At 41.8% G+C, this 17760-nt stretch carries 18 protein-coding genes; 10 read left to right on the forward strand and 8 right to left on the reverse strand.

Going from position 1 to position 17760, the window contains the following annotated elements; genetic code table 11:
• Positions 1–102 precede the first annotated feature (102 nt).
• On the forward strand, positions 103–2478 hold the full coding sequence (gene pbpC / locus K1X56_07340) for a penicillin-binding protein 1C (GenBank protein MBX7094515.1): 2376 nt from the start codon (positions 103–105) through the stop codon (positions 2476–2478).
• Here the strand turns inward: pbpC and K1X56_07345 are convergent, their stop codons facing one another.
• Genes K1X56_07345 through K1X56_07360 form a run of 4 tightly spaced genes read right to left on the reverse strand, consistent with a single transcriptional unit; the run spans position 2479 to position 6736 of the window.
• Positions 2479–3138: a DUF4328 domain-containing protein gene (locus K1X56_07345; protein MBX7094516.1), complete on the reverse strand. Its 660-nt coding sequence runs from the start codon at positions 3136–3138 to the stop codon at positions 2479–2481.
• The gene (locus K1X56_07350) at positions 3135–4547 is read right to left on the reverse strand and encodes a sodium:solute symporter family protein (protein ID MBX7094517.1); all 1413 of its coding nucleotides are present in this window, start codon (positions 4545–4547) and stop codon (positions 3135–3137) included. Before K1X56_07350 ends, K1X56_07345 begins: the two co-directional genes overlap by 4 nt.
• A gap of 45 nt (positions 4548–4592) precedes the next feature.
• Positions 4593–6053: a glycosyltransferase family 2 protein gene (locus K1X56_07355; protein MBX7094518.1), complete on the reverse strand. Its 1461-nt coding sequence runs from the start codon at positions 6051–6053 to the stop codon at positions 4593–4595.
• Entirely contained in the window at positions 6053–6736 is a 684-nt protein-coding gene (locus K1X56_07360) for a glycosyltransferase family 2 protein (protein MBX7094519.1), read from the reverse strand. The genes K1X56_07355 and K1X56_07360 overlap by 1 nt, the downstream gene beginning before the upstream one ends.
• Before the next feature lie 59 nt (positions 6737–6795).
• Between K1X56_07360 and K1X56_07365 the strand changes: the two genes are divergently transcribed.
• The 9 genes from K1X56_07365 to K1X56_07405 all read left to right on the forward strand — a co-directional run bounded on the left by K1X56_07365 (position 6796) and on the right by K1X56_07405 (position 15674).
• Entirely contained in the window at positions 6796–7878 is a 1083-nt protein-coding gene (locus tag K1X56_07365) for a DNA alkylation repair protein (GenBank protein ID MBX7094520.1), read from the forward strand.
• Positions 7879–7953: 75 nt separating this feature from the next.
• Entirely contained in the window at positions 7954–8409 is a 456-nt protein-coding gene (locus tag K1X56_07370; GenBank protein ID MBX7094521.1) for a MarR family transcriptional regulator, read from the forward strand.
• Between the two features lie 21 nt (positions 8410–8430).
• On the forward strand, positions 8431–10833 hold the full coding sequence (locus K1X56_07375; GenBank protein ID MBX7094522.1) for an enoyl-CoA hydratase/isomerase family protein: 2403 nt from the start codon (positions 8431–8433) through the stop codon (positions 10831–10833).
• A 1-nt stretch (position 10834) separates the two neighbouring features.
• A complete protein-coding gene (locus K1X56_07380; GenBank protein MBX7094523.1) occupies positions 10835–11233 on the forward strand; it encodes a hypothetical protein in 399 nt (132 codons plus the stop codon).
• Positions 11234–11317: 84 nt separating this feature from the next.
• Positions 11318–11512 (forward strand): hypothetical protein, encoded by a 195-nt coding sequence (locus K1X56_07385; protein ID MBX7094524.1) that lies wholly within the window; start codon positions 11318–11320, stop codon positions 11510–11512.
• 3 nt (positions 11513–11515) lie between these two features.
• A complete protein-coding gene (locus K1X56_07390) occupies positions 11516–12691 on the forward strand; it encodes an acetyl-CoA C-acyltransferase (protein ID MBX7094525.1) in 1176 nt (391 codons plus the stop codon).
• 35 nt (positions 12692–12726) lie between these two features.
• Positions 12727–14505, forward strand: a complete 1779-nt coding sequence (locus K1X56_07395; protein MBX7094526.1) for an acyl-CoA dehydrogenase family protein — start codon at positions 12727–12729, stop codon at positions 14503–14505.
• A gap of 1 nt (position 14506) precedes the next feature.
• Positions 14507–14854 (forward strand): hypothetical protein, encoded by a 348-nt coding sequence (locus K1X56_07400; protein ID MBX7094527.1) that lies wholly within the window; start codon positions 14507–14509, stop codon positions 14852–14854.
• A complete protein-coding gene (locus tag K1X56_07405) occupies positions 14841–15674 on the forward strand; it encodes a DUF3298 and DUF4163 domain-containing protein (protein ID MBX7094528.1) in 834 nt (277 codons plus the stop codon). Before K1X56_07400 ends, K1X56_07405 begins: the two co-directional genes overlap by 14 nt.
• Here the strand turns inward: K1X56_07405 and K1X56_07410 are convergent.
• Genes K1X56_07410 through K1X56_07425 form a run of 4 tightly spaced genes read right to left on the reverse strand, consistent with a single transcriptional unit; the run spans position 15666 to position 17754 of the window.
• Positions 15666–16148 carry an ABC transporter ATPase gene (locus tag K1X56_07410; GenBank protein ID MBX7094529.1) on the reverse strand — a complete coding sequence of 161 codons (483 nt, stop codon included), beginning with the start codon at positions 16146–16148 and terminating at the stop codon, positions 15666–15668. The genes K1X56_07405 and K1X56_07410 overlap by 9 nt on opposite strands.
• Position 16149: 1 nt before the next feature.
• Complete coding sequence (locus K1X56_07415; GenBank protein MBX7094530.1) at positions 16150–16944, reverse strand: (Fe-S)-binding protein; 795 nt, start codon at positions 16942–16944, stop codon at positions 16150–16152.
• Positions 16945–16950: 6 nt separating this feature from the next.
• The gene (locus tag K1X56_07420) at positions 16951–17376 is read right to left on the reverse strand and encodes a phosphoheptose isomerase (GenBank protein MBX7094531.1); all 426 of its coding nucleotides are present in this window, start codon (positions 17374–17376) and stop codon (positions 16951–16953) included.
• Between the two features lie 3 nt (positions 17377–17379).
• Complete coding sequence (locus K1X56_07425) at positions 17380–17754, reverse strand: hypothetical protein (GenBank protein MBX7094532.1); 375 nt, start codon at positions 17752–17754, stop codon at positions 17380–17382.
• Positions 17755–17760 lie beyond the last annotated feature (6 nt).

Raw genomic sequence — 17760 nt, forward strand, 5'->3', positions numbered from 1 at the left:
TCTCACGGATAATTGCCAAAAGGCTACACAAAGTAAGAAACTGTTTTCGTTTTTTCGAATACTTGGGAATTTGATTGAAGCCGGCTTATATTTATCCTGAAAATGATACGCAGATGGATATCGGGCACCTGGAGGTGGATGAAAAGGTACAAATACCTGCTTTCGGCTATTGTGCTGATTTTATCCGTCTGGTATTATAACTGTCTTCCGGCGGAACTTTTTAGCGACCCCACCTCTACGGTTTTGTATGATAAAAACGGGGATATCCTTGGAGCACGAATCGCCGAAGATGGTCAATGGCGTTTTCCGCATAATCCGGAAGTGCCGGAGCGTTTTGCAAAATCGATTGTTCAATTCGAGGATCGCACTTTCTATTCCCATTGGGGAGTGAGTCCAAGCGCGATTGCACGTGCCGTGAAACAAAATTTTTCGGCAGGAAAAGTGGTAAGTGGAGGAAGCACCATCACCATGCAAGTGGTGCGGTTAATGCGCAAAGGAAAAGGAAGAACGTTTTACGAAAAAAGTGTAGAAATGATTTTAGCTACACGCATGGAATGGTCCTATTCCAAAAATGAAATTCTTGCATTGTATGCATCCAATGCACCTATGGGAGGGAATGTGGTGGGACTCGATGCTGCAGCCTGGCGCTATTATGGAAGAACACCCAATGAATTGAGTTGGGCAGAATCGGCAACCCTGGCCGTATTACCCAATGCACCAAGTCATATTTTCCCCGGAAAAAATCAGGCAAAACTTAAAGCGAAACGCGATCGTGTATTGAATCGCTTATTTGAAATTGGAGAAATTGATTCGACAACCCTCATCACTTCATTGGCGGAACCATTGCCACAATCGCCACCCGATCTTCCGCAATTGGCTCCGCATTTAATGGATCGCTTAATTTCATCGGGTTATAAAGGTCAACGGATTTATACCACCATCGATGGAAAATTACAGGAACAGATCACAAAAATTCTTGAACAACATCATCAGCGTTTAATGGATGATGAAATATACAATGCCGCTTGTCTGGTAGTGGATGTCACCACCGGTGATGTGGTTGCGTATATCGGAAATGTAGAAAACGATGATCCGGAACACGGTAGTGATGTAGATATTATTCCCGCACCGCGAAGTTCCGGTTCCATTTTAAAACCGTTGTTATATGCCGGAATGCTCAATGACGGATTGATAACACCCACTATGTTATTTCCCGATGTGCCCACACATATTTCCGGTTATTCACCTAAAAATTATAATCAACGTTACGATGGAGCAGTTCCTGCTAATCGTGCCTTATCGCGTTCGCTAAATGTTCCTGCCGTTCGGATGTTGCAACAATTTGGTATTCCAAAATTTCATTATCTGCTGAAAAAACTTGGAATGCAGACTTTGTATTTTCCTTCTTCGCATTATGGTTTATCACTCGTGCTTGGAGGTGCAGAGACATCACTATGGGATCTGGCTCATATTTATGCCATGATGGCGAGAACGCTGAATGAATATCCGGAATTCAAAAAAGATTTAAATGCGCGTCCACATTTTTTCCACTCCGAAAAATTCAATCAGTTGCAAGCGGAATTTCAAGTGGAAGAGCCTATTTTGAATCCTGCCTCGGTGTATTTCACCTTTCAGGCGATGATAGAAGTTGCTCGTCCGGAAGATGAAGCACAATGGCAAAATTTTTCGAATGCACGCCGGATCGCATGGAAAACAGGAACCAGTTTTGGATTCAGAGATGCCTGGGCCGTTGGTGTAAATCCGAAATACGTTGTAGCGGTTTGGGCAGGAAATGCAGATGGTGAGGGTCGACCCGGCTTAGTGGGCGTACAAGCTGCGGCTCCCATTTTATTCGATGTTTTTTCTCGTTTACCGAATGCAGGTTGGTTTCGCGTTCCTTATGACGATATGCAAAAAACTGCGATTTGCAGATTAAGCGGACATCGTGCTTCTCCGTTGTGTTCACCGATAGATACCACATGGATTCCATTGTCCTCCCTGAACACTACGGTTTGTCCGTATCACCAGATTTTACATTTAGACCCGCAGAAAAAATTTCGTGTCACCAGCGATTGCATGGATCCTTCTGAAATGGTAAACGAATCGCGTTTTGTATTGCCACCGGTGATGGAATATTATTACAAAAGCAGAAATCCCACCTATAAAGAAATTCCTCCATTTCGAACCGATTGCATGGAGCAGTCGGAAGAATTGCAAATGGAAATTCTATATCCGAAAAAACCGAGTAAAATTTTTATTCCGGTTGGGATTGATGGTTCCATTGGTAAAACAGTGTTTGAAGTAACCCACCGCGATCCGAATGCTGAAATATACTGGCATCTCGACGAAGATTTTCTGGGGACTACTTCCGGAATTCATCAGATGGAGTTGAGTCCTGCATTGGGAAAACATCAACTTACGTTGATCGACAATAACGGAAAACGGATTAGTCAGACCTTTGAGGTCATAGGTAAATAATCAATGTTGTTTCAAATTGTTATCCTGCATGCGGGTGACATCTCTCATTATGAGAAAAAGTAAAACTGCAGGGACAAATAACAGCAACGCAAAAACGGGTCCCTGCCAGGAATTCTCGATTAAAAAATAAATCTGCGAAGATTCTTCCTGTGGAGCACGAAATCCGATGATAATGGAAAACAATGTCGGCAACCAGTAAAACAACCACCAGGCTAAAATTCGGGGATCATCATAAATTTCACGACGATCCAATTGTAAACTGCGGGAAAAAATTTCGCGCATTACACGAAGCGGAATATAAAAACAAGCTACCGGTACAAAAAACCATCCCACAGCCCAGGATGGTTTAAATTCCAAATCATCGAAATGTAGCCAGAGATTATCATTGGCTCTGTAGAACCATAAGCAAACAGCTACAATGGCCAGAATGGTAAAAAAGGCATAGAGGTTGAACATTTGGGTCCACCACCCATTTTCCGCTTTTAATTTAACCATATCCTGATACGTAGCAGGAGGAGCATCGGCGAGTGAGGACATGAATTGGTAGTCGACCCAATTAAACGCAACATTAAAAACACAGCTCAACAACAAAGCAATTGCAGCGAACCGGGTGCGAATGATTAATGGTGTTTGAAAAGATGGAATACCTGTAGTCTTCATACGTGTAATTCGCTTTTAGTCGATGAAGGTTGAAGGTAGGTCCCGATTACCATTCCCAATATAGAAACACCTAAAGCCGGAAGAAAAGGTTCCAGTTCGGGATCAACAATAAAATATAAAATCAAATAGGTAATCATTCCCGAAAACATGGAAACCATGGCTCCGGTGGCTGAGGATTTTTCCCAATACAAAGCGGCAACCATCGGTACCAGCAAAGAAACAATTCCCAATACGGAACTCATACTTACCAATTCGAAAATATCGTTACCACCCAGAGCAAGAACAGTAGAAATAACCGACATAATAACAATACTCCAACGCACCAATGCTAAAAATTCTTTGTCGGAATATTCTTTTTTACTCAATGGTTTAATCAGGTTTTCGGACAAGATACTTGCAGGTGCCAAAAGTGCGCCACTGCATGTTGAAAGCACAGCACTTAACAATGATCCGAAAAAGAAAACCTGAACGAAGACCGGTGTATGCATGATCACCAAACGCGGAATGACCTCCTGCGTTTCTTCATAATTTTCATTGGGATACATTACTCTCGCAGCTAAAGCAATAAACAATGGAAGCATGGCAAAAACGAGATATAATCCTGCGCCGATATAAGTAGAACTTACAGCTGCCCGTTCGGATCGCGCAGAGTTTACCCGTTGAAAAATATCCTGAGAAGCCAGTGAGCCTAATCCCAATGTTAACCACATGGCGATCCAGTTCGACCAACCCAATCCGTTGTTTTCCGGAAAAAAGGTAAATGTATCAGCTGGTGCTTCATGAATAATTTTCTCCCATCCACCGGCTTCCGATACCAGGAAAAAACAAAGAATCAGCATTCCCGCCACAATAAAAATACTTTGAATAAAATCGGTGATGGACACCGCCCACATTCCTCCGATGAAAGTGTAAAAGGTCACCAAAACAGCACAACACACAATGAGAAAGGAAAGGTTTACATCGAGTCCGCTAACCGATAATACCGATTTTAAAATTAAACCCAGAGCAATCAGCTGCGCTGCGATGTAACCGAAAAATGTGATAAGCATAAAAAAAGAAGAAACGATTTCGACTTTTTCTCCGAAGTGTTTACGGAATAAATCGCCAATGGTGAGCAAATTGAGCCGATAAAGTTTACGAACGAAAAACACTGCAAAAAGTAAAAGACATAATACCCCACCAAATGGATCTTCGATGGTTCCGATTAATCCATGTTGCAAAAATTCGGAGGAAGCGCCAAAAACGGTTTCCGAACCAAACCACAATGCAAATAAGGCCGTGGCATTAAAAAAAGGAGGCAAACTTCTACCCGCCTGCACGAAATCGGAACTCGAACGAATCCATCGAGTGGCTACAAAACCAATGGCCACCGTTAACAAAAGATAAAGCAGGGTAAAACCGAAAAGCATGAAGTAAAAATAGAAGAAAATAGAGTCCGAAAAATAAAAAGGGAATTATTTGCGGGAATAATGAATCACCGAAGTGAAAAATACAAAGGCAAAACCAAAGCAAAGCATCAGGAAAAAAGGAAGGGATAAATAATTTTGCAGGCATAGCGACATCAGAAATCCGGCCCCAAACACCAGCATAAATAATCCTTCCAGCCAAACGATCAGTGGAATATGATGGAGGCGGTAAGCAGAACCGGTCCACTTCCCGCTATTCCCCCGTATTCCAAATTTAGGCGTACGGACAAAAGCCGATTTTTTACCGAGATAACCTTCCACTACCCCAAGCGCGTTGTAAAGACTCATGCCCAGTGATACAGATAAAAACAAGGGAAACAAATACAAAAACTGAAACAGCGATTTTACTTTCTGTTTGGAAATAGACAATTCGGAAACCAGATAAAAAACGGAAATAAAGAACAATCCGAAATAATAAATAAACATCCAGGAATACACCGATTGATGTTCAGGATAATGATGAACGATTAAAATAACAGGGATACTTAAAACACCAATGGCGAAAACACAGATGAATAAAAAACTGTTGAGCAAATGAAAAACCGAAATAACTTTTGTCCCTAATGAAATCTCTTTATTACGCAACACCTTTCCAAGATTTTTCCTTGCACATTCGGCAGCGCCTTTCGACCATCTGAATTGCTGTGCATTTAAAGCATTCATTTCAGGAGGTAATTCGGCAGGACAATCCAGTTCATTGCGATAAATAAATTTCCATCCGCATAACTGTGCCCTGTAGCTGAGATCTAAATCTTCGGTGAGCGTATCACTTTGCCAACCTCCGCTTTTTTCGATGCATTCCTTTCGCCAAACTCCTGCGGTACCGTTGAAATTAATAAAATGATTACCCGCGTTTCTGCCGTTCTGCTCAATGGAAAAATGAGCATCCAGCGCAAAAGCCTGCAGTCGGGTTAAGAGCGAATAATTTTTATTGAGATGTCCCCACCTCCCCTGAACCACGCCTACATTTTCCTGTTGAAAAAAGGGAATACTCTTTTTCAGAAAATCGACCGGCGGTAAAAAGTCGGCATCAAAAATGGCAATGAATTCACCTTTCGCCAGGGATAATCCATAAGCCAAGGCTCCTGCTTTATATCCAATTCTGTTTTCACGTTGCAGATGGGTTATCAAAAATCCCATTTCCCGGAATTCTTCACTTAATGCACGCATCAGTTCCACCGTTTCATCCGTGGAATCATCCAGCAGTTGAATTTCCAGTTTATCTTTTGGATAATCCATAGCAGCAACCTGACGCAACAAGCGCTCGGCGACGTATTTTTCATTGTATAAGGGTAGCTGTATGGTAACCATGGGCCATTCTACCGGATCGGGGAATGACTTCACCTGTTTCCGGAATGCAAAACGAATGACCAAATACAACTCGACGATACTGTAGAGTAAAATAAAGGTCAGAAACAAACCATAAATGAAAACCGGAATTAATTCCATCAACGGTATTTTAAAATGGTTTTAATGATTTTATATCCGGCCATTATGGTCCCTTTCACGGTGCCACTCACTTTGGAAACACCAATTCGTTTTCGGTAATGGACTTCCACCTCCTGAAAAGGAATTTTTTGTTTGGCTACTTTAATCTGCATTTCAACCGTCCAGCCATAATTCCGGTCCACCATTCCAATTTGCTTTAAGGTATTAAAATCGATTGCACGGAAAGGACCCAAATCAGTGTATTTAACGCGATAAATTTTCCGCATTAAGAAAGTGGCCAGCCAATTGCCAAAAACCTGCTGAGGCGTCATGGAACCTTTTTCCCTGAATTTTTTCACGCGTGAACCAATCACCATTTTCGCATCTCCATTGAGAATGGGTTGAATTAATTGATCCAATTCAGTGGGATGATCGGAATAATCGGCATCGAGAAAAACCACTATATCGGGAGAATCCGTTTTAGCAGCGAGATAGGCAATGCCTTTTAAACAAGCAGCACCGTAACCACGTTCCTCTTCACGCAACACCGTAGCTCCTTGTTCCCGACTCCTTGCTGCCGTTTGATCCGTAGAACGGTTATCCACCACCACAATTTCCCTCACCAGGGAACGGGGAATATCCCGAAGCACAAGAGCTATGGAAGATTCTTCGTTGTAGGCGGGTATAATGACGTCGACTTTCAATGCTGTAAATCTAAGTGAATCTACATAGTTTTTTTATATTGGTGACCAATACTTTTAATATGCCCTCAGCACTCAAAGATTTATTTTCGGCCGGACTGGTAAAGCAATTGGGAAAATCCATTGCGTTAAATGCGCGTGAATTCGATGTAAAGGCATTCGAAAAAAAAGTGCTCGACAAACAATGGAAAGAGCTTGAACTGAAACAACGCATGCGAAAAATCTCCACAACATTGGGAGAGTGTTTGGATATTCCCTATCAACAACAATTGACGGTACTAAAAAAATCAGCATCGCAGTTTAATGGATTATTCGGAATGGTATTTCCGGATTTTGTGGAGGTATACGGACAAGCACATCCGGATTTATCGCTCGATGCGCTTGAATTTTTCACTCCATTTTCCTCTTCCGAATTTGCCATTCGTCCCTTTCTGCTCCATTACCCTGAACTTACCCTAAAACGAATGATGGAATGGTCGAAAAGCAAAAATTATCATGTCCGCCGCTTAGCCAGTGAAGGATCCCGTCCGCGACTCCCCTGGGCCATGGCAATTCCTGCGTTAAAAAAAGACCCCTCTCCTGTTCTTCCCATTCTCGAAAATTTAAAAAATGATCCGGAAGATTATGTCTACCGCAGTGTAGCCAATAATCTAAATGATATCAGTAAAGATCATCCGCAACTGGTACTTACACTCTGCAAAAAATGGAAAGGACAATCCAAATCGGCCGATTGGGTGGTTAAACATGCATTAAGGACATTGCTCAAAAAAGGAAATCAGGAGGCGCTTCAGTTATTTGGTCACCACGATAAAAACAATGTGGCCATAGAATCATTTTCGCTGAATAAAAAAAGCTATTCCATTGGAGAACAGATGTCCTTCCGCATAAGCATAAAAAACAGCGATAAGAAAAAACATTCTTTCCGCCTCGAATACCGCATGCACTACGTGAAGGCCAACGGAAAAACCAGTCCGAAAACCTTCCTCATCCGAAAAACAGAATTATCCGGCGGCGAATCCCTCTCCATTAGTAAATCGCAGTGGCTCAAAGACTTCAGCACGCGAAAACATTACAGTGGCAAACACAGTATTGAATTGATAATCAACGGCGTGGTCAAGAGCAAAATCGATTTTAACCTGAAATAATTTCAGCTTTAAATTTTGGTCATTTTTTTTATTTAGTATGCATGCATAATAAATATTCTGCTATATTTGACTGAAATGAAGCCTGAAGAAACAATCGATTTTCATATCCGCTGGGCCTGGCACAGTATCGCGCGCTTGTATAATGGACAAGCTGAAAAACACGATTTGAGCATGTCCACCGGTTACGTCCTGCTCAACATCGATCAGCGCAGTGGAACACCCTCCACCAAGCTGGGTCCGAAAATGGGAATGGAACCCCGCAGTTTAACGCGGACCCTCAAAGCCATGGAAGAGGATGGATTAATTATGCGCAAGAGTGATAAAAGTGATAAGCGAATGGTGCGCATTCATTTAACGGAACTGGGCAGAAAAAAAAGAGAGATTTCGAAACAGGCAGTGATTCGTTTTAATGAATATATCGGCGATCGTATTTCGAAAACCAAACTCCAGCATTTTTTCGACGTGATGGAGCATCTCAATCATATTTTAGAAGAAGAAACACCCGAACATTTATTCGGTAAAAAACAATAAGAACCAACAACAGCACATTGTATGCGTCACATTAAAAAAGTTGCAGTACTCGGATCGGGAATTATGGGATCACGTATTGCTTGTCACTTTGCCAACATCGGCTGCGAAGTCTTACTCCTCGATATTGTTCCACGCGAATTATCGGAAGAGGAAAGTAAAAAAGGACTCACACTCGAACATCCTGCCGTGAGAAACCGGATTGTAAACGCTGCTTTGCAGTCGACCCTCAAATCCAATCCTTCTCCGATTTATTCCAAAAAATTTATTAGTCGCGTTAAAACCGGAAACTTTGATGATGATATGCCGAAAATTGCGCAATGCGATTGGATCATCGAAGCCGTAGTGGAGCGTCTGGATATCAAACACCAGGTATTTACCAATGTGGAAAAATACCGCACACCTGGAACTTTAATTTCAACCAATACTTCGGGTATTCCTATTCACATGATGCTCGAAGGAAGAAGTGATGATTTTAAAAAACATTTCTGCGGAACACACTTTTTTAATCCACCCCGTTATCTGAAATTACTGGAAATTATTCCAACCCCTTCTACCGATCCTTCCATCATCGATTTTCTGATGGAATTCGGAAGCAGAAATCTGGGTAAAACAACTGTGCTTTGTAAAGACACTCCTGCATTTATTGCGAACCGTATTGGTGTATATGGAATCATGGCCTTGTTTCACCTGGTGGAAGAAATGGGACTCAGCGTGGAGGAAGTCGATAAATTAACCGGACCCGTTTTAGGTCGACCCAAATCCGCTACCTTCCGCACCTGTGATGTAGTTGGATTGGATACCTTGGTGCATGTTGCCAATGGACTGGAACAAAACTGCAAACAGGATGAAGCGAATGCTTTATTTAAATTACCTGCCTATGTGGCCAAAATGAATGAGAACAAATGGCTGGGTGATAAAACCAAACAAGGATTTTACAAAAAAGTAAAAGGAGAAAACGGCAAAAGCGAAATTCTTGCACTCGATTTAAAAACACTCGAATACCGCGCTCAAAACAAAGTGAAGTTTGCAACCCTCGAAGGAGCGAAGCAAATTGATGCACTCGAACAACGTATTCCATTTTTGTTTGCCGGAAAAGATAAAGCGGGTGAGTTTTACAGAAAAAGTTTTTCCGGTTTATTCAGTTATGTTTCATTCCGCATCCCCGAAATTTCTGATGAAATCTACAAAGTAGACGATGCCATGAAAGCCGGATTCGGATGGTCGCAAGGTCCCTTCGAAATTTGGGATTGTGTTGGACTCAGCACTGCAGCTTCTGCTATGAAGGCTGCCGGTGTTTCCTATGCGGGCTGGATTGATGAAATGATTGCTTCCGGTGCTACTTCGTTTTATAAAATTGAAAACGGTGCACGCAAATACTTCGATATTCCATCTAAATCCTATAAAGTAATTCCAGGTACCGAAAGTTTAATTTCACTTTCTACCATTCGTTCGTCCAATACCATTTGGAAAAACAGCGGCACTACCATCACCGATTTGGGAGACGGAATTTTAAATATTGAATTCCACACCAAAATGAATACCATTGGCGGTGAAGTCATCGAAGGAATAAACAAAGCCATTGATCTCGCAGAAAAAAGTTATCGCGGACTAGTCATTTCCAACGACGGTGAAAATTTCTCTGCCGGTGCAAATCTGGGAATGGTATTTATGCTTGCGGTTGAACAAGAATGGGATGAACTTGATTTTGCTATCCGTGCTTTCCAAAATACCATGATGCGTGTTCGCTACTCTTCCATTCCGGTAGTTGTTGCTCCGCATAACCTGGTACTTGGTGGCGGATGTGAAATGTGTTTGCATGCCGATAAAGTGATTGCGCATGCAGAGACGTATATGGGACTCGTAGAATTTGGTGTTGGTGTAATTCCCGGTGGTGGAGGAACCAAAGAATTTGCGGTTCGCTTAAGCGATGAACTTCACGAAGGTGATGTTGAAATCAATCAATTCAGAAACCGCTTCCTCACCATTGGTCAGGCAAAAGTTTCAACTTCTGCTTACGAAGCATTTGAATTAGGATATCTGCGTCCAGGCATCGATGAAGTGATTGTTAGTCGCGCTTACCAATTAAGTTATGCTAAGGAAGTTTGTGTTTCACTTGCCGATAAAGGATACACCAAACCGGCGCAACGAAATGATGTCCGCGTATTAGGAAATTCCGCATTAGGCATTGTGAATGTAGGTGCACACTCCATGCTGAGCGGAAATTACATGAGCGAACACGATCATAAAATTTCCATTGAATTAGGAACCGTGTTATCAGGTGGAGATTTATCGGTACCGTCCATGGTTTCGGAACAATACCTGCTCGATTTGGAACGCCGTGCATTTTTAAAATTATGCGGAGAAAAGAAAACACTGGAACGAATGCAAAGTATTCTTACCGGTGGTAAAGTATTAAGGAATTAACATGGATTTTGAAGAATTATTTTCCCAACTCGAAAAGAACAAAGTTAATTACGTTATCTGTGGAGGCTTAGCCGTGGCTCTTTATGGAATTCCACGTATGACGTTCGACATTGATTTGATTATAGAAATGGAAAAACAAAATCTATTGCAATTTGAAAAGACCATGAATGAACTAGGTTATCAGTCTATTCTACCTTTTTCCTTAAATCAACTTATTGAAAAAGAATCCATATCAGATTTGATTAAAGACAAAAACCTAATTGCATTTGGTTTCTTTAATACAACCAGAAATAAAATGAATATTGATGTATTGGTCGATGTACCTGTAAGCTATGAAAAAATTAGCTCAAAAAGGGTGCATAGACAAATAGGAAAAACAGGTTTTTATCTAATGAATTAATTGAATTAAAAAAGTATGCCAACAGAATGCAGGATAAAAAAGACATTGAACAATTAATGGAATTAAAAAACAAAAAGAATCAGGATGGAATTTGAATATAATATTGACCCCAGGCATTTAGAAGACTTTAGTAAAAAAAGTGCTGAAGAAGTATTGCAACTGATTTCGGATACCTGGGTATTTATTACTTCAACGTTAAGTCCTTCTGAAAAGATTGAATTTCTTAATCGAAAAAGAGAAAAAAAAATGAAAATGAACTCAAATCAACAACCAAAATAAACTATGGAAGCATATATAGTATCCGCATACCGAACTGCAGTTGGAAAGGCCGGAAGAGGCGGGTTCCGGTTTACACGTCCCGATGATCTCGCCGCTACCGTTATCCGTCACATGATGGAGCAATTACCGATGGTTGACAAAGAACGTATCGATGATGTAATTGTTGGTAACGCTATGCCTGAATCGGAACAGGGATTGAACATGGGACGATTTATTTCGCTTATGGGACTCGACACCGAAAAAGTTCCGGGAATGACCGTGAATCGTTATTGTGCATCGGGACTTGAAACGATTGCCATTGCCACTGCAAAAATTAAATCCGGATTGGCCGATTGCATCATTGCAGGCGGTAGCGAGAGCATGAGCCTTATCCCTATGGGAGGATGGCGTGTTGTTCCTAATCCGGAAGTATCGAAAGAACATCCCGACTGGTATTGGGGAATGGGCTTAACCGCAGAAGCCGTTGCGAAGGAATATAAGGTGTCGCGCGAGGATCAGGATGCGTTTGCGTATCGTTCGCACATGAAGGCCTTAGAAGCGATAAAAAGCGGTAAATTCAAGAATGAGATTGTCCCTGTTAAAGTAAAAGAAAATTACCTGGATGCGGATATGAAGAAAAAGGTGAAGGAATACATTGTGGATACTGATGAAGGACCACGTGCCGACACCTCGCTCGAATCGCTGGCGAATCTGAAACCGGTTTTTGCCAATGGTGGATTTGTAACTGCAGGTAATTCCTCTCAAACTTCGGATGGAGCAGCATTTGTAATGGTTATGAGTGAACGCATGGTAAAAGAATTGGGTTTACAACCCATCGCCCGCCTTGTAAGCTACGCAGCTGCAGGAGTACCACCACGCATTATGGGAATTGGTCCCGTTGCCGCTATACCCAAAGCATTGCAATTAGCAGGATTATCGAAAAATGATATTTCGTTGTTTGAATTGAACGAAGCCTTTGCATCGCAATCACTCGCCGTTGTGCGCGAGCTCGATTTGAATCCGGAAATCATCAACGTCAACGGTGGCGCTATTGCATTGGGTCACCCCCTCGGTTGTTCGGGAGCAAAACTTTCCGTGCAATTATTTAATGAATTAAAAAGAAGAAATCAGAAATACGGAATGGTGACCATGTGCGTGGGTACGGGACAAGGCGCTGCCGGAATTTTTGAAATGTTATAAATCACGAAGTATACGAACATCTAAATAACCGATTCATGAGTAATCCAATTAAAGGTGGAGAATTTTTAATCCGCGAAACCGAAGCCAAGGACATTTTCATTCCCGAAGAATGGAATGAAGAACAAAAAATGATTGCCCAAACCTGCAGAGATTTTCTGGAGCAGGAAGTATTTCCGAACCTGGAACGTATCGACCATCAGGAAGAAGGTTTAATGGTGGAATTGCTGAACAAAGCAGCAGAATTAGGAATGCTCGGAATTACCGTGCCGGAAGAATACGGCGGATTCGGAAAAGATTTCGTTACGGGAATGCTAACCACTGAGGTTACCGGGGCGGGACATTCCTTCGCTGTTGCCTTAGCTGCGCATGTTGGAATCGGAACTTTACCTATTCTGTATTACGGAAACGAAACACAAAAACAAAAATACATTCCCAAACTGGCCAGCGGAGAATGGAAAGCAGCTTATTGCTTAACCGAACCCGGATCAGGATCTGATGCTAATAGCGGAAAAACAAAAGCGGTACTGGATGCCGATGGAAAAAATTATACGCTGAACGGACAAAAAATGTGGATCACCAATGGTGGATTTGCAGATGTATTTACCGTTTTTGCAAAAATTGATAACGATGAAAATCTTTCTGCATTTATTGTTGAAAGAAGCTGGGAAGGAATTTCGTTTAATCCCGAAGAAAAGAAAATGGGAATTAAAGGATCGTCGACCCGACAAATCTTTTTCAATAATGTGAAAGTCCCGGTAGAAAACATGTTATCGGAGCGCCAGAATGGATTTAAGATTGCGCTCAATATTTTAAATATTGGTCGTATTAAATTAGCCGGTGCTGCATTGGGTGGCGCTAAAGAAGCCATCACCAAATCGGTGCAATACGCCAATGAACGTCAGCAATTCGGAAGACCCATTTCCAAATACGGAGCCATCCGCCACAAATTGGGCGAACAGGTGATTCGTGCTTTTGCTGCAGAATCTGCAACCTATCGCTGCTCGCAAAATGTAGAAGATGCTATTGATGCTTTAAAAGCCGGTGGAATGGAAAAAGAAAAAGCCATTCTGAAAGGTGTAGAACAATTTGCTGCTGAAGCTGCCATTTTAAAAGTGGCAGGATCGGAAGCGCTCGATTATGTAGTGGATGAAGGTGTACAAATTTACGGCGGAATGGGATATTCTGCAGAAGCACCGATGGACCGTGCTTACCGCGATTCACGCATCAACCGTATTTTCGAAGGAACCAATGAAATCAACCGTATGTTGATTGTAGATATGTTACTTCGTAAAGCGATGAAAGGTGAATTGGATTTGATGGGTCCCGCTATGAAAGTAGCACAGGAACTGATGTCGATTCCCGATTTCTCTTCTGAAGAAGAAACTGCATTTTCGAAACAGAAAAAATATGTGCGTCAGTTTAAAAAAGCCGTGTTAATGGTAGCAGGAGCAGCAGCACAAAAGCTCATGAACAACCTCGCTAAAGAACAGGAAGTGCTGATCAATATTGCAGATATGATTATTGACACTTACGTTGCTGAAAGTACCTTACTGCGTGCCGAAAAAATTGCAAGCATGAAAGGCGAATCCGATGCTGCGGTGTATATTGATATTGCGCGTTGTTATATTAATGATGCTGCCGATCGTATCAATAAAAACGGTAAAGAAGCCATCAACAGTTTTGCAGAAGGTGATGAACTTCGTATGATGTTAATGGGATTAAAACGCTTCACCAAAATTGATTCGTTTAATGCCAAAGAAGCGCGCAGAAATGTAGCGGCTAAATTAATTGAAGCCAATAAATATTGCTTCTGATATGTTCGAACACAAGAAGAAACCACTTCTTTCCCGTTCACAATATGTACAGCGGATCATCAGAAATTTTCTGTGGTCCGCTGTCATCGTTTTTATTTCTCTTCTCATTGGAATGATCGGTTATCATTTCATTGCGGGATTAGGTTGGATAGATGCTTTATTGAATTCGAGCATGATCCTGACCGGTATGGGTCCCGTTGATCCGATGCCCAATGATGCCTCCAAATTATTCGCCAGCTTTTATGCCTTGTTCAGCGGTGTTGCGTTTTTAACTACCATGACCATCCTCTTAGCTCCAGTTGTACATCGCTTCATGCACAAATTCCATCTCGAAGATGAAAAAGATTAACCGCTATTTAAGCACACTCGCTCTACCAGTTTTTGCCTTGTTCTTTTCCTCTTGCGGAAACGAATCGCCAACGAAAGAAAATGCTACCGATACACGTCAAACCTCAACGGCTGATACGCTCTTGTGGGAAAAAGCTATGGTAGAAAAATCGGAGGGCGACTGCAAAGCTGGAAATTGCATTCAGGTTTCATTTCAAACACTGAAGTTTATTTCCGGTAATAAAGTAATCGACGATGCGCTGAATGCCTGGCAGGAAAAAACAATGATTGAGATGAGCGGACAAAATGCAGCCGGAAATTTAAATGAAGCAGGCGATAAACTCATCCATAATTTTCTGAATGAAATGGAATACGATCCGGAATATATGCAGTCCTGGGAAATGGAATGCGTAGCTTCCATCGACTTTCAGGATACGGAAATCATTTCCTTATCGGTTTCTGCCTATACCTATTTCGGAGGTGCACATCCCAATTCGGATGTAGCTATGATCAGTGTTTATAAATCGACCGGGAAAATGGTGACCTTAGAGGATCTTGTAAGCGATACCGCACAGTTGAGATCCATTGCGCAGGAAAAATTTAAAGCGGAATTCTGCAAAGAAACCAAAGGCGATTGTTCCGAAGCGGGATTCGATTTTGGAGAAGAAGATTTTCCGCTGGCGGCGAATTTTGAGGTCACCGAAAAAGGAATTTTATTTTTCTACAACCAATACGAAATTGCACCTTATGCAATGGGGACCTTCGATTTAACACTGGAATGGAAAGAAATCGAATCGATTTTAAAAGGGAAATTAAAAGGCGGGAAAAAATCCTCAGTTTAAAAACTGCTTGTGCCAGCTTTCTGAAATCGGTAATTTAAATCCGGCTAAAAATTCTTTTTTATCCTTAACCAAAGGATTATGCACTAAGGTATGATCCGTGATTTTTCCGGCTTGTTTTAAATCGGAAAGTGCATGAAGGGATACTAATTCAATTCCTGAATTTATTTCAACTGCCACTTTCATACGATCCATAAACGAAAGTTTTAAATCGTTCTCCATGGCGCGGACAAATGCCACACTTTTATCAATGGAACAACCCGAAGCAGAAGCATGATGTTCATCCACCATCACCATTAAAAATAAATGATCAATGATGTCGATATCCGCTTGTAAAGGTGTGCCGTGGGTGGACCATCCCTCTACAAATTGTTTCGCTGCGTTTTGAATGTGCGCAACCTCAGCATCGGTCAATAAACGATCGGCCTGGTAAATCCAAACGCGACTATCATCGGGTAAATTTTTCCAGTCGGCCATTTTATAAATCTGCTGCGTTGGCAATTAATTCGGCAATATCTAAAACCTGAATTTCTTTTTCCTTGTTGAAATTCTTCACACCGTCGGTCATCATGGTATTGCAAAACGGACAACCCGTTGCAATTACATTTGGCTGTAGCGATAACGCTTCTTCGGTGCGTTCGATGTTGACTTCCTTATTTCCGTGTTCGGCTTCTTTAAACATTTGCGCACCGCCAGCACCGCAACAAAATCCTTTTTGTTTGCAACGCTTCATTTCTACGAGCTCTACATCGAGTTTGGCAATGAGTTCACGCGGAGCTTCGTATTCGTCGTTGGCGCGACCGAGATAACAGGGATCGTGAAAAGTAATTTTCTTTCCTTTAAACTCACCGCCGCCTTTAATTTTTAGTCGACCTTCATTAATAAGCGATTGCACGAATTGTGTATGGTGCATCACTTCATAATTGCCGCCCAGTTCGGGGTATTCGTTTTTGAGGGTGTTAAAACAATGCGGACAAGCCGTCACAATTTTTTTCACTTCATACGCATTTAGCACCTGAATATTTTGCATGGCCTGCATCTGAAATAAAAATTCATTTCCGGCACGTTTGGCCGGATCGCCGGTGCAGGTTTCTTCGGTGCCCAATACAGCAAATTTTACATTGGCGCCATTTAATATTTTCACCAAAGCCTTGGTGATTTTTTTAGCGCGGTCGTCGAAACTTCCTGCACATCCTACCCAAAACAACACTTCCGGAGATTCTCCCGAAGCCATGTAATCGGCCATTGTTTTTACATTCAAAGCATTGCTCATGATCGCTTATTTTTCGAAAACCTGAATGGTAACTTCTTTCTCGATTAAATCGGTAAATCTTCCTTCGTAACGTGTAGCACGCACCATGTGATTATCGATCCAGTGATAATTTCCTCCACGTGGTTTACCCATCAGCAAAGCGTGGTATTTAAATCCGTTCTGTTGCAACCAGTTTTCGGTTACCTCGCGGTGTTCTTCGGTGCGCGAAGTGAAAAAGGTGATGATGTGACCTTCATCGTACCATTTGTTTAACGTAATCAGCGCTTCAGGATATAAAGCAGCGTCTTTCATTCTCCATGGTTCTTCATTGGGAATGTCGTCGCAAATGGTTCCATCGATATCGATGAGGTAATTTTTAATGTGAGAAGGAAGAACGGGACTCAGATGTTTCCCGTTCTCCTCTAATGAAATCAGTTGAGAGTCGTTATGCATTGATTATTGTAAATGGTATTGCGTGATTTGAGCGGCAGTTGGTGTTACTACTTTTACTTTTTTGCGCGCTACTTCTTTTTCTGTTCTTCCATCGGTGCTGTAAATGATCAGATCAATGGTCTGACCCGAAAGTTGTGATGGAACCTGCACATTGAAATCGGTGGTATTAGGTACCTGCGAAATACGGGCTGCATCAAAAACAACGCGGTAGGTTCCGGTGTTCATTTTCGATTTAACGGAAATAACATTGTTGTAACCAGCGAACAGGGTGTCCTTGCAATCTTTGAATTTTACGGTTACGCCGCTTACTTGTGGCGTTTGTGCTTTAACAGCGAAAGCTGCGAAGACGAAAAACAGAAATAATAATTTACTTTTCATACGATT

It is taken from the genome of Flavobacteriales bacterium (assembly GCA_019694795.1).
In the GTDB taxonomy this organism is placed as follows: domain Bacteria; phylum Bacteroidota; class Bacteroidia; order Flavobacteriales_D; family UBA2798; genus UBA2798.

What these genes read in the sequence shown, in the direction of transcription:
- K1X56_07395 (MBX7094526.1), top strand. Translation starts at nt 12,727, where the DNA reads ATGAGTAATCCAATTAAAGGTGGAGAATTTTTAATCCGCGAAACCGAA.
- K1X56_07375 (MBX7094522.1), top strand. Translation starts at nt 8,431, where the DNA reads ATGCGTCACATTAAAAAAGTTGCAGTACTCGGATCGGGAATTATGGGA.
- K1X56_07345 (MBX7094516.1), bottom strand. Translation starts at nt 3,138, where the DNA reads ATGAAGACTACAGGTATTCCATCTTTTCAAACACCATTAATCATTCGC.
- K1X56_07420 (MBX7094531.1), bottom strand. Translation starts at nt 17,376, where the DNA reads ATGCATAACGACTCTCAACTGATTTCATTAGAGGAGAACGGGAAACAT.
- K1X56_07350 (MBX7094517.1), bottom strand. Translation starts at nt 4,547, where the DNA reads ATGCTTTTCGGTTTTACCCTGCTTTATCTTTTGTTAACGGTGGCCATT.
- K1X56_07380 (MBX7094523.1), top strand. Translation starts at nt 10,835, where the DNA reads ATGGATTTTGAAGAATTATTTTCCCAACTCGAAAAGAACAAAGTTAAT.
- K1X56_07405 (MBX7094528.1), top strand. Translation starts at nt 14,841, where the DNA reads ATGAAAAAGATTAACCGCTATTTAAGCACACTCGCTCTACCAGTTTTT.
- K1X56_07400 (MBX7094527.1), top strand. Translation starts at nt 14,507, where the DNA reads ATGTTCGAACACAAGAAGAAACCACTTCTTTCCCGTTCACAATATGTA.
- K1X56_07385 (MBX7094524.1), top strand. Translation starts at nt 11,318, where the DNA reads ATGGAATTTGAATATAATATTGACCCCAGGCATTTAGAAGACTTTAGT.
- K1X56_07365 (MBX7094520.1), top strand. Translation starts at nt 6,796, where the DNA reads ATGCCCTCAGCACTCAAAGATTTATTTTCGGCCGGACTGGTAAAGCAA.
- K1X56_07370 (MBX7094521.1), top strand. Translation starts at nt 7,954, where the DNA reads ATGAAGCCTGAAGAAACAATCGATTTTCATATCCGCTGGGCCTGGCAC.
- pbpC (MBX7094515.1), top strand. Translation starts at nt 103, where the DNA reads ATGATACGCAGATGGATATCGGGCACCTGGAGGTGGATGAAAAGGTAC.
- K1X56_07355 (MBX7094518.1), bottom strand. Translation starts at nt 6,053, where the DNA reads ATGGAATTAATTCCGGTTTTCATTTATGGTTTGTTTCTGACCTTTATT.
- K1X56_07410 (MBX7094529.1), bottom strand. Translation starts at nt 16,148, where the DNA reads ATGGCCGACTGGAAAAATTTACCCGATGATAGTCGCGTTTGGATTTAC.
- K1X56_07415 (MBX7094530.1), bottom strand. Translation starts at nt 16,944, where the DNA reads ATGAGCAATGCTTTGAATGTAAAAACAATGGCCGATTACATGGCTTCG.
- K1X56_07425 (MBX7094532.1), bottom strand. Translation starts at nt 17,754, where the DNA reads ATGAAAAGTAAATTATTATTTCTGTTTTTCGTCTTCGCAGCTTTCGCT.
- K1X56_07390 (MBX7094525.1), top strand. Translation starts at nt 11,516, where the DNA reads ATGGAAGCATATATAGTATCCGCATACCGAACTGCAGTTGGAAAGGCC.